17 protein-coding genes are annotated in these 10,198 nt (G+C 33.8%); 16 read left to right on the forward strand and 1 reads right to left on the reverse strand.

Annotated features, from left to right (window positions below):
• The first annotated feature begins 53 nt into the window (after nt 1-53).
• From ACQKOF_RS19830 to ACQKOF_RS19880, 11 genes are all read left to right on the forward strand, one after another.
• A complete protein-coding gene (locus ACQKOF_RS19830; protein ID WP_427560755.1) occupies nt 54-389 on the forward strand; it encodes a hypothetical protein in 336 nt (111 codons plus the stop codon).
• A gap of 5 nt (nt 390-394) precedes the next feature.
• Nucleotides 395-2,611: a tape measure protein gene (locus tag ACQKOF_RS19835; protein ID WP_427560757.1), complete on the forward strand. Its 2,217-nt coding sequence runs from the start codon at nt 395-397 to the stop codon at nt 2,609-2,611.
• Between the two features lie 52 nt (nt 2,612-2,663).
• Nucleotides 2,664-3,098, forward strand: a complete 435-nt coding sequence (locus ACQKOF_RS19840; protein ID WP_427560759.1) for a hypothetical protein — start codon at nt 2,664-2,666, stop codon at nt 3,096-3,098.
• 113 nt (nt 3,099-3,211) lie between these two features.
• The gene (locus tag ACQKOF_RS19845; protein ID WP_427560761.1) at nt 3,212-3,520 is read left to right on the forward strand and encodes a hypothetical protein; all 309 of its coding nucleotides are present in this window, start codon (nt 3,212-3,214) and stop codon (nt 3,518-3,520) included.
• Nucleotides 3,521-3,588: 68 nt separating this feature from the next.
• Nucleotides 3,589-3,933 carry a hypothetical protein gene (locus tag ACQKOF_RS19850; protein ID WP_427560763.1) on the forward strand — a complete coding sequence of 115 codons (345 nt, stop codon included), beginning with the start codon at nt 3,589-3,591 and terminating at the stop codon, nt 3,931-3,933.
• A 163-nt stretch (nt 3,934-4,096) separates the two neighbouring features.
• The gene (locus ACQKOF_RS19855; RefSeq protein WP_427560765.1) at nt 4,097-4,576 is read left to right on the forward strand and encodes a hypothetical protein; all 480 of its coding nucleotides are present in this window, start codon (nt 4,097-4,099) and stop codon (nt 4,574-4,576) included.
• Between the two features lie 156 nt (nt 4,577-4,732).
• The gene (locus ACQKOF_RS19860; protein WP_427560767.1) at nt 4,733-5,656 is read left to right on the forward strand and encodes a hypothetical protein; all 924 of its coding nucleotides are present in this window, start codon (nt 4,733-4,735) and stop codon (nt 5,654-5,656) included.
• A gap of 151 nt (nt 5,657-5,807) precedes the next feature.
• Nucleotides 5,808-6,038: a hypothetical protein gene (locus ACQKOF_RS19865; RefSeq protein WP_427560770.1), complete on the forward strand. Its 231-nt coding sequence runs from the start codon at nt 5,808-5,810 to the stop codon at nt 6,036-6,038.
• A 66-nt stretch (nt 6,039-6,104) separates the two neighbouring features.
• Complete coding sequence (locus ACQKOF_RS19870) at nt 6,105-6,323, forward strand: terminase small subunit (RefSeq protein ID WP_427560772.1); 219 nt, start codon at nt 6,105-6,107, stop codon at nt 6,321-6,323.
• A gap of 231 nt (nt 6,324-6,554) precedes the next feature.
• Nucleotides 6,555-6,854: a helix-turn-helix transcriptional regulator gene (locus ACQKOF_RS19875; RefSeq protein WP_427560775.1), complete on the forward strand. Its 300-nt coding sequence runs from the start codon at nt 6,555-6,557 to the stop codon at nt 6,852-6,854.
• Between the two features lie 54 nt (nt 6,855-6,908).
• Nucleotides 6,909-7,202 carry a hypothetical protein gene (locus tag ACQKOF_RS19880; RefSeq protein ID WP_427560778.1) on the forward strand — a complete coding sequence of 98 codons (294 nt, stop codon included), beginning with the start codon at nt 6,909-6,911 and terminating at the stop codon, nt 7,200-7,202.
• A gap of 378 nt (nt 7,203-7,580) precedes the next feature.
• Here ACQKOF_RS19880 and ACQKOF_RS19885 read toward each other — a convergent pair whose 3' ends face one another.
• Nucleotides 7,581-7,790: a helix-turn-helix domain-containing protein gene (locus tag ACQKOF_RS19885; RefSeq protein ID WP_427560781.1), complete on the reverse strand. Its 210-nt coding sequence runs from the start codon at nt 7,788-7,790 to the stop codon at nt 7,581-7,583.
• Between the two features lie 210 nt (nt 7,791-8,000).
• On the opposite strand from ACQKOF_RS19885, the gene ACQKOF_RS19890 reads away from it, so the two are divergent.
• The 5 genes from ACQKOF_RS19890 (at nt 8,001) to ACQKOF_RS19910 (ending at nt 10,063) form a co-directional block, all read left to right on the forward strand.
• Nucleotides 8,001-8,231, forward strand: a complete 231-nt coding sequence (locus tag ACQKOF_RS19890; protein WP_427560784.1) for a hypothetical protein — start codon at nt 8,001-8,003, stop codon at nt 8,229-8,231.
• A gap of 187 nt (nt 8,232-8,418) precedes the next feature.
• Complete coding sequence (locus tag ACQKOF_RS19895) at nt 8,419-8,697, forward strand: hypothetical protein (protein ID WP_337989379.1); 279 nt, start codon at nt 8,419-8,421, stop codon at nt 8,695-8,697.
• A 14-nt stretch (nt 8,698-8,711) separates the two neighbouring features.
• Nucleotides 8,712-9,032 (forward strand): S24 family peptidase, encoded by a 321-nt coding sequence (locus ACQKOF_RS19900; RefSeq protein ID WP_427560787.1) that lies wholly within the window; start codon nt 8,712-8,714, stop codon nt 9,030-9,032.
• Nucleotides 9,033-9,166: 134 nt separating this feature from the next.
• Complete coding sequence (locus ACQKOF_RS19905) at nt 9,167-9,526, forward strand: hypothetical protein (RefSeq protein WP_427560790.1); 360 nt, start codon at nt 9,167-9,169, stop codon at nt 9,524-9,526.
• Between the two features lie 264 nt (nt 9,527-9,790).
• The gene (locus tag ACQKOF_RS19910) at nt 9,791-10,063 is read left to right on the forward strand and encodes a hypothetical protein (protein ID WP_427560793.1); all 273 of its coding nucleotides are present in this window, start codon (nt 9,791-9,793) and stop codon (nt 10,061-10,063) included.
• Nucleotides 10,064-10,198: the final 135 nt, after the last annotated feature.

Raw genomic sequence — 10,198 nt, forward strand, 5'->3', positions numbered from 1 at the left:
TTTTGTTTGTTGTCCTTTTTTGTTTATTAAATCTAATTAAGGAGATGTAATATATGCATATTCTTCAAACAATAGAACATTTATTAGACACAGTACAAGAAACAGCGAAACAGTTTCAACTAACACATGAAGATTATAAAGTAGCGTTACAAACTGCTTCTGATAAAGTCACATACGATCGAATATATGACGAATATGAGGAAAAGTATAAAGAAGCAATGAAAGGCTTTAAGGAAGTTCAAATTAGTGTGAATCGACTCTGCCAAAGTACCTCTATGATGAAAGGATATCCCAAGATTGAGGCTATCAAGTTGGTTAAAAAAATCAGAAAGATTATAAAGAATCAATTATCGTATCACAAAATGGAGCGGTGTATGAGAGAGGAGTGAATTTCATGGCAACAATCCGTACAGCAATTCAAATCCAAGACCAATTGAGCCGACCTGTGCGTGCTATGCATAATTCTATTTCGATGATGGTCAATCAGATGGAGGCTATGAATATTGCTTCCGGCCACATGATGGATACATCTAGTATTGAAATTTCAAGGCGAGAGTTGGCGAGAGCTGCTGAAGAATTTAGCAGAATTGAAGACGAAGTTCGTAATGCTGATAATGGTCAACGGAAATTTAATAATAATATTAGGGATGGCACTAGTGCAGCTGATGGATTATTGAATAAAATCATGGGTATAGCCGCAGCATATTTTTCATTTCAAACGGGTAAAAATATTGTTGGTTTATCAGATGAAATGATTAATACGCAAGCTCGCCTTGAGTTGATGAATAGCGGTTATCATAAAAATGCAGAAGCTGTTAATAACATTAACAGCATGCTTATGACAACATCGGAATTACAAAAAATGATTTTTGATTCTGCACAACGAACTTATACATCTTATCAATCCACGGCAGCCATGGTAGGTAAATTGGGGATGCAGGCATCGGCAGCATTTAGTAATACAACAGAGATTGTAGCATTCGCAGAGCAAATTAATAAAACTTTTAGGATTGCTGGTACTTCAGTAGAAGGAGTAGATTCTGTTATGCTCCAATTAACTCAAGCAATGGCAGCCGGAGTATTACAAGGCGAAGAATTAAACGCCATTCTAGATAACGCACAACCTATTGTAGCTAATATTCAACGATACCTAAAAGAAGCAATGAATATAGATGCATCTAACATTAAAAAACTAGCATCAGACGGTATTATTACGGCAGACATCATTAAAAAAGCGATGTTTTATGCAGCCGAAGAAACAAACGCGGCATTTGGTAAGATGCCTGCAACTTGGTCAGGTATTTGGACAGTAATGACAGACAGGGCACTCAGAGCTTTTAATCCTATTTTGCAAAAAATTAATGATGTGGCTAATAGCGATAAAGTAAAACAAATGATGGAAAATATTACATTAGCAATTGAGAATTTGGCTATAGTTGCTACATTCGCTATGGATATATTAATAGCTGGAGGAAGCTTCGTTTATGATCATTGGGCATTTCTAGGTCCAATAATCTTAGGTGTTGCCGGAGCACTATTAGCATTTGTAGGCTATTTAACTTTGGCTAGAACTGCAACAATGTTAATGACTGCAGCTCAATGGGCATGGAACGCAGCAATGACTGCGAATCCTATAGGATTAATAATAGTAGGAATAGTATTGTTAATCAGCCTGTTTTATCTTGCTATAGCTACTATTAATCATTTCGCAGGTACATCTTATAGTGCAACGGGTGCAATAGCAGGTTTCTTCATGATGTTAGGTGCGGTTGTTTATAACGTAGTAGCTTATATGTGGAATATGTGGGCTTCATTTATTGAATTTTTTGCAAATGTTTCAAAAAATAAAACATACGCTGTTAGACGATTGTTTTACAATTTAGCCACAAATGTATTAGATGTGGTAATTTCAATGACAAAAGGTTGGGATGGTTTTGCCACTAGTTTCGTGAACGCGATTATTAAAGCAGTAAATTTAGCTATACAGGCATGGAATTGGTTTATTAATTTGTTGCCAGATGGAATAACTTCTCGGATTGGTTTAAAAACAGGAACAGAATTTTCACACCGTGAATCTATAACAAGTGATTTAAATGCCATGAAAGGTGCATTGAAAGATTGGGTTGGTGAAGCTCCTGCTGATTACTGGGAAGCTCCTAAGATGGAAATGAAGTCATTGGGCGCTGCTTATGATAAAGGTTACAACTGGGGAGCTAATTTGTTTGGTAGCGACAAAAATGCCGATAAGAGTAATTCTGATAAAGCAATTGAAAATGCAATGAAAAATGCCATGAATGGTGCTGCAGGTCCTAGTAAAGGTCTTGGCGATAAGTTAGACAAAGGAAATCGCAACGGTGCTAAAACAGCTGGCAATACAGCAAAAATGGCTAAATCGATGGAGGGCTCAGGAGAGGATCTAAAATACCTTCGTGACATTGCAGAACGAGAATCAATAGATCGTTATACTATAGCTGAAATCAATATCGATGCTCGAAGTGAAAACCATATCAATAACGAAATGGACATTGATGGTGTTATTGATCGCTTCACTGAAAAAGCTGAAGAGGCAGCACAAATGTTAGCGGAAGGAGGTCCAACAGAATTTAATTAAAAACTATGTATTAAATGGTTTATAATGGTAGTAAAAAGGGTGGTATGTAAATTTGAGTAAAAGCGTAGATTTCACGAAGAGTTATACATTTACTGCGAAAACCATTGGAGATATGTTAGTGATGAAGGTAATTCATAAATTAACAGGAGTTGTAATATACACAAAACGAAAAAAAATATTGAATAAAGCCCATTTAAGAAGTGAGCTTTATTCATTTCGTGAGTACCTTTTCGAACGAAATGGACTAGAACAAATTATTTTGGACAATCTTACAAAGAGCCAGGGTATAGATACTGAAGGTAAGGATTTAAACTTAATTTTAGATGAAGTGTCTGCTGCTCAAAGTAATAAAGGTTATTTTGAAGTCACTAATGATGAAGTACTAACCATGGAGGAAGAAGTAAAAAAGGGAGAGCAATTGGATGATGTGTTGAAACAAATGTGGAAAAAGAAATCGAAAAAGGATTTTGGAAATGGACTCAAATAGAAGAAGCGGTTTAGATCAAAAAAATGATCTAGCCGCTTCTTTATTTTTATAAGACTGATGTAGGTGTTTCTTATAAAATATTTGATAAATTAAATAATAAAGGTGGTATGGTTGTGGGTAAAAAAGACGATACAAATCAAGTTAATATTGAGGTTAAAATAGCTGAACTCGAACTAGAATTAGTTAAATTAAAAATTGAGCAGGTAGCGGAAGAGGCTTTTCTACAAGGAGTAGAATATGGAAAGCAACAGCATAAATGGCCTCCCGTACTAACGAATTCCGATTTAAAGGAAATATTTCAATGTAGTGGTTCAGTAGTACATCGATTAAAAAATATATCAGGTTTTCCGAGTTTTCCCTATATTCAAGGGAGGTATCCACGAGATGAGGTATTTGAGTGGATAAAAAATAACTCTAAATAGATTATGTGAAGATGGGTGTAGTAGAATTACCCTAAATTATGTATATTTAAGAATATGGAGGGATGAAAATGGCTCAAAATAAAGTAATTGCTGGTGAATACCAGGGGAAAAATATGATGTTAGGAAGAAATGAAGTTTTACTTTATACATCGTTTACAAAATCATTTCCGCTAAATAAAAGTACAATTGAATCTTATGAGTTAATTACAGAAGAACATAGGAAGAGTGCTGTGAGCGGTGTAACTAGAGGTTTAGTTGGTGGTGCTCTTTTAGGTCCTGTGGGGTTATTAGCTGGATTATCAGCGAAAAATAAAGGTACACATGTTATCGCAATTGAGTTTACTAACGGAAAAAAATCCTTAATTGAAATTAATGAAAAATTATATAAAACATTAATCCAAACAATGTTTTAATTCTTAAACTCATATTTCAAGTGTTTTTCCTATTGCTAAAACATTAAATTAAATATTACCGCAGTAGACGAGCCTTACACCTAGCACGGTAAGGCTTTTTGTATCAAATTTGTGTTACATAATTTTTATCTTCTGGATTATGATTGGGTTGGAGGTGAATGAAATGACAGAATCAATAAAAACAGATATTGTTCAGCAAAAAATCTTCATAAGTAATTTAATAGAGGTTACCAGAAAAAAGGATAAAGAATTAAAAAAATTTATTGATGATAATTTATTTCCGAGGAGGTCTTCTTTAAGTATTGAAGCAATTAATGATAACATAAATGCTTTGAAAAAAATGGATAAAAATGAACAATTATTAGTGAGAGGTAGAGCTAAACATTTTGAAGAATCCAATGATCCATCTAAATATTTTCCAATATTAATAGCGATAATTGGTATTATAATATCACTCTATGGAATGCTTAGAGATCTTTCTGATACATTTATTACATTTATAATTAATGTCTTGGTTATTGTCTTTATGGTCCTTTTTACTACAAAGTTGTTTACTAATACTATTGAATATCGTTCAACAGCAATTTACTTTAATTCGTTAATAACAAATATGCAATATGATGAAAATGAAAAGACATCCTAATAAGGATGTTTTTATTATGCTTTGAAAACTGCATCAAACAGCCAAAACGCTATGAGTTGAGAGGGCGGGGTTTGGTGTGGTTTTGAGAGTGGAATTTGTAGAAAAATATTCCTATTTATAGTCTTTTGTCTTATGCTTTAAGTAGGAGGAGATAAAATGATAGAAAAACAAAAAGAAAACCCAAACCCAAACCCAAACCAAAACCAAAACCATAAGGAAAAGCTCGTTCCTGGATGGGTTTACATCTTGATAGGAGTAATCTTATTTGTTGTACCTTCAGTATTTGCTGGACTAATGACTATTGATTTTTTTAGTTTTGCACCAGGAGGTACAGATGGTTGGCTTAGTTATTGGGGAGCATATTTAGGTGGTATTATTGGGATGATTGCTGTAGTTGCAACAACTCAATACATTGTAAGTAATCAGAATAAACAACAAAAGGAGCAAATGGAAGAGCAGAGAAAACAGCACTTAGAACTTCTGAAAAACCAGAATAAACAACATCAAGAGCAGTTAGATGTACAAAGAAAGGCAATTGAAGAAAATGATATTAAAGAAAAAAATAGAATGTTTTTCACATTTCTATCTCGTCAAAATGAAGAGGTACTAGAAGTATTATTGAAGATAAATGAATTAAATTCAAAAAGATTCAATCATATACGGGGAATTGCAGACTATTGGGAACTGCAAGAAAGTATAAAAAAAGAGTTAAGGAACGATGGAATAACAGACATTAAAAGACAGGAACTTATAGGAAAAGGCACTGAATACAATGTGCGTATCAATAGATTGAAAGATGATGAAACTATTGTTAGAGGCGAATTACTAGTTGAATTAGCGAAGCTGAGAATTAAAGCAGAATACTTTCCAGAATCATTTGAAAAAGCTCAATCATTTAAAAAATATCAAGAGAATTTGCTTGACATTTACGAATCTCACATAAGAAAAGAGGATTTGCTACCAGTAGATTTGTTAAAGAAAATTGAAAATGATACTGACAATAACTTAGCGGTAACAAATAAAATACTAGGGGAATTTACCTATCAATTACAAAATATTATTTTAAAATTAAAATCTTAACATCCTTCGGGGTGTTTTTATTTTGCGCTGAAAAGTGTGTATCGAGCAGTTTCGATTTTTATCCTTGGCCAATGTACTCACTCTAGTGAACAAAATATACATTACAATTCATTTCCAGGTAATTTATAATGTTGGTAAAAGGAGTGAGACAATGACTGATGATTCAATGAAACAAATACATTTATATGGACATGATTTTGAATATGCTGAGATTGAAAAGGTTCCATATTCAAAAAAAGTAAGTGTCCAAGTTAATTTCTTAGGTTACCCAACACCAATTGCAATTGGAAGTGGAAAGACTGTTGAAGAGGCAGTTGATAACACAGTTAAAAAGATATTAGCATCAAGCTCTCTAGAAGCAATAAAACTTTTATATGATTGATTTTATCGACGTCAACTTGACGTCTTTTTTATTTTACAAAGCAACTAGCATAATGGGGTGATGCCATTGATTGATCAAAAGTTAACAGTAAAGCAACAAGCTTTCGCTGATTATTATATTGAACTAGGAAATGCAACAGAAGCTTATTTAAAGGCGTATCCGAATGTTAAGAAGGAAGCAACTGCAAGGGCAGCAGGAAGTCGCATGTTAACAAATGTTAGCGTGAAATCTTATATAGACAATCGCATGGAGGAATTGAAGTCCGAGCGTGTAGCAGATCAGTAAAAATACTCGAATATTTAACTTAGGTTATGCGGAGTGAACAATCTGTTGAAACTGAAAGATGGCAAAAGCACATAGGTGACAATTTGGCAGATGATACGATTCCATTTATCAGTTTCAAATAAATGATTTTTAACGACTAACGTTGTTATTTCTTGTATAATTCTAATAATTCTGAAGACGTATTTTGGAGAAAAAACGAAGATCCAGAAATATTAAAGAAAGGAGTGCTGTTTGCAGATGAATATTAAAGAACAAATACAAAAAATTGATTCCTTAGAATTTGAGTTATTTCAGCGAAAGTTAGAACTAGTCATAGAGAAAGCATATTTAAAAGGTGTACAAGACGGACAAACAAAGTATAATTACGAGCCAGTATTAACTAAGAAGGATTTAAAGAAAATCTTCCAAGTTTCTACAGCAACGGTTGACAGACTTATAAGAAGAAAGGATTTTCCGAGACTCATACCTTTTGCTGGTAAATATCCACGAGATGAAGTATTTGAGTGGATAAAAAATAATACGAAAAACTGAATTTTTTGGACATAAGAAAAATGTTTTATGTTAGAAATGGGGGTTGTTTAAGAAATGAAAAATATTGATGTTAAGATAACACTAGATGATGAGGCCATGACTACTATTAAGAAAGAAATCAAACAACAGGTTGAAGAATATGTACGACAGGACCTTATTCTTTGTGATATCGATGAGTTGGAACGTTTAACTTGTATGAGTAAATCATATTTAGATGATTGTTTTCTTCATGATCCAAGAGTGAGACAATATCAACGTCGAAGAGGTCCTAAAGGAAAACGGTTCTGGATTTACAAGCCTACGGTGGAAACGATAGAATACATAGTAACCCATGAATGGGGAATATAAAATCACACGGGCAGGTGTGCGAAAGGAGGGTCAAATTTGACCCTCCTTTTCTATATAATACTGCATTAAATTTCATGCAAGCTCTTCTTAATACTCATCGAGGAGTGCCTAAATTTAGGCATGAAGAAATTCGTGAATGCCATTCTTCTTAGAGTAAAGTTGTACTAATCTCTAATTCCTAGTCGTTAGATATTGTTAGCGGATATGCAAATGGCCCATAGAGATGAAAAAATCAGATGGTTGAACTTTCATCAAACTAAGTTTCACCGCTTCGAAATTTTCGAAGTCGTTAGTGGCTTCGAATGAGGTTTTAATAATTTAACGATCGCTCAATACAAAAAGCATCCGCTCCAGGAGAGTAGATGCTTTTTTGTATTGTTATTTTGATTCCTTCACATGCGAGATAATATCTTCTATTTCGCAATCCAAATACTTGCATAATTTATCTAATACGGACATAGATACATTTTCACCTTTAGCGAGTTTAGCCATAGTGGCAGGAGAAAGTTGTAAATCCTTTTTTGTTTGTTCCCTTGTCACTTCTTTGTCTATAAGTGTTTTAAAAAATGGTTTGTAATCAAATGGCATAGGAAATACCTCCGTTCATTTATTATTATATACTAAAAGTTCATGAAAATAAACTTTTAATTCATTGATATGTTGACTGATGATTCAATAAAGTGTATTATAAGTTCATGAAATTGAACTTTTAGTAAGTGTTTGGAAATTTCGTAAGTGGTTAGTCGGTGAATGAACTAGAAATAACCGACATGCTGCAGGGAAGAGAGGTGAAACACTATGACATACTTTGGTTTTATGATTAAGCGAGAAGATGAAGCGAATTTTCCTCACTTCTCAAATGTGACTGAGGCGCGTGCTTATTTTCAAAAGCGCTATGGTGGTCTTTATAACCTTGGGAGTAGAGAAAGACAATTCGATGGCTACTGGGGCGGTTATATTTATTTTGATGATGTTGATGGGCAACCGGTTCAAATCGGTGAAGATGGATCCGTGCATGTAGTTTATTAATTTATTGGGATTAGAAAGGGGTGAGGCAATGAAAGTCACAGCAAAAGAATGGCGTTCTATGTCAGACCGCAACAAGCAATTACTTTTGAATGCAGTAGCAACAATTCGCTAAGGTATCGGATCATTTAACAGTGAATAACGACTATTAAATCACACTATAAAACATAGCAGATAGGAGCTAAAAAACATGGAAAAAACAACAGTAACATTTAGCTTAGTAAATACAGTAGATGCACTAGCAGATATTCTAGAGATTTTAGAAAATGCGCATTATGTTCAACAGCTAGTTGAAGAAAAATTTTTCGGTCGTTGTAATGTTGATGAGCGTGATGTGCAAATCGGCATTGTTCATGATTACCATCGTTATGGAGTTTTCAACAGAATAGTAAGCGACAACGTTTATCATGCTGAAGCGCTGCTAAGAGACCTATTTAGTACAGTCAAAATAGCTTTACAAGATAACTAAGGGAGGTTTTCAAAATGGAATCAGAATTCAAATTAGAAGTAATGAATGATTGTATTGGATTAGGGCTTTTAGAAGGCGATGAGGTGCTAGTTTCAACTGTAAAACAGCCTCGAAGCAACGGAAAGGATTTAGCGGTATTTGAAGCGGCAGGAAAACGTTTTATTTGTGCCTTTACCCGCTTCGAAAATCAAATTTTGCTGCTAGGTGAAAGTATACAAGTAGTACGAGAACATCAGGTGAAGATTATTGGCAAGGTGATTGGTGGAACATTAGGAAATGAAAAAAGCCGTCGCGGCAACGACAGCTTCAAAAATCCAGTTGGTAAACTGAAATAAATCATAAATATAATAACATATATGAAGCGGCTTAGATTAACTATTTAACCGCTTCTTTTTCTTTTCTTCAAGATTGGACATTATAGTGTTAATGGTATTGATGAAAATATATTTTAACTAAAGGAGCGAATTTTATGAAGATGCAAAAAGAAATGGAACATAGTATTAATTTAGAAATAAAAATAAATGAACTTGAGTTAGAATTAATTAGGACGAAAGTGGAAAAGGTAGTTATTGAGGCCTATGAAAAGGGGATAGAAGATTGTAGAGAATGTATGAAGTTCGAATTATCTCTACCTTTAAACTTGAAGAAAGAGCATATAGCTCAAATATTTCAATGTGAATTACCGACGGTGGAAAAGATAATTCGCATGGATGGTTTTCCTAAATGTCATGCAGTTTCAGCTCGTTATCCAAGAGATAAAGTGTTGGAGTGGAAAAACAAAAATACTCTGTATATGAATAAGCGTTTGGGTATATATGTTACTGAATAGAATAGTTTTGTAACGTTCGCAGACGCTAGAGCCCATTGTTTATGACATTTAAAGTGCCGAAGTAGTCTATCATACAGCTTTAATATATAGCAATCAGAAGAGTCTTACAGCACAATGTAGGGCTGTTTCTTTTGCTTTGAAAACTCTTCAAACAGACAAAATGTTATGTGATGAGAGGGCAGAGTTTGGTGTGGTTTTGAGAGCAAAAAGTTATTACATATATTTCATCTCTTGGTTTATGATTAGGGAAAGGAGGTGAAAATAGTGGACCAAAAATATTTAGTATCACTTTTCTGTGATGGAGAAAAAGTAGACATTGAAGTAGTAGCTAGCACTAAACAAGAAGCAATTGAAAGTATTATAGGTACAGCAAAGTCAATTGGTGGATGGATTGCAAAAGAAGAAGGTTCATCTCTAACATATATTAAATTAGAATCTGTATCAAAAATAATTAGTGTTGATATTGCTGCTCAAGATAAAGAAAATGAAGAAATGTGGGAACAAAGCGCTGCTTTTTTTGATGGACTAAACAGATAATGTCATTATATCACGTTCTAAGAACGTGATATTTTTATTGTTGTATCTTTTGAAAACCCCTTGCTATGCGAGGGGTTCTAAAGAGCTTCTAGCTATGGACAAGAAAAAAACCCCAGCCGTACAATGAATTCAGGT

It is taken from the genome of Lysinibacillus sp. NPDC093190 (assembly GCF_050280425.1).
Taxonomy (GTDB): Bacteria; Bacillota; Bacilli; order Bacillales_A; family Planococcaceae; genus Lysinibacillus.

Excerpts from the sequence above, each read along its gene's own strand:
- ACQKOF_RS19850 (WP_427560763.1), top strand. The coding sequence starts at position 3,589 with ATGGCTCAAAATAAAGTAATTGCTGGTGAATACCAGGGGAAAAATATG.
- ACQKOF_RS19880 (WP_427560778.1), top strand. The coding sequence starts at position 6,909 with ATGAAAAATATTGATGTTAAGATAACACTAGATGATGAGGCCATGACT.
- ACQKOF_RS19885 (WP_427560781.1), bottom strand. The coding sequence starts at position 7,790 with ATGCCATTTGATTACAAACCATTTTTTAAAACACTTATAGACAAAGAA.
- ACQKOF_RS19895 (WP_337989379.1), top strand. The coding sequence starts at position 8,419 with ATGGAAAAAACAACAGTAACATTTAGCTTAGTAAATACAGTAGATGCA.
- ACQKOF_RS19860 (WP_427560767.1), top strand. The coding sequence starts at position 4,733 with ATGATAGAAAAACAAAAAGAAAACCCAAACCCAAACCCAAACCAAAAC.
- ACQKOF_RS19905 (WP_427560790.1), top strand. The coding sequence starts at position 9,167 with ATGAAGATGCAAAAAGAAATGGAACATAGTATTAATTTAGAAATAAAA.
- ACQKOF_RS19865 (WP_427560770.1), top strand. The coding sequence starts at position 5,808 with ATGACTGATGATTCAATGAAACAAATACATTTATATGGACATGATTTT.
- ACQKOF_RS19855 (WP_427560765.1), top strand. The coding sequence starts at position 4,097 with ATGACAGAATCAATAAAAACAGATATTGTTCAGCAAAAAATCTTCATA.
- ACQKOF_RS19890 (WP_427560784.1), top strand. The coding sequence starts at position 8,001 with ATGACATACTTTGGTTTTATGATTAAGCGAGAAGATGAAGCGAATTTT.
- ACQKOF_RS19835 (WP_427560757.1), top strand. The coding sequence starts at position 395 with ATGGCAACAATCCGTACAGCAATTCAAATCCAAGACCAATTGAGCCGA.
- ACQKOF_RS19900 (WP_427560787.1), top strand. The coding sequence starts at position 8,712 with ATGGAATCAGAATTCAAATTAGAAGTAATGAATGATTGTATTGGATTA.
- ACQKOF_RS19830 (WP_427560755.1), top strand. The coding sequence starts at position 54 with ATGCATATTCTTCAAACAATAGAACATTTATTAGACACAGTACAAGAA.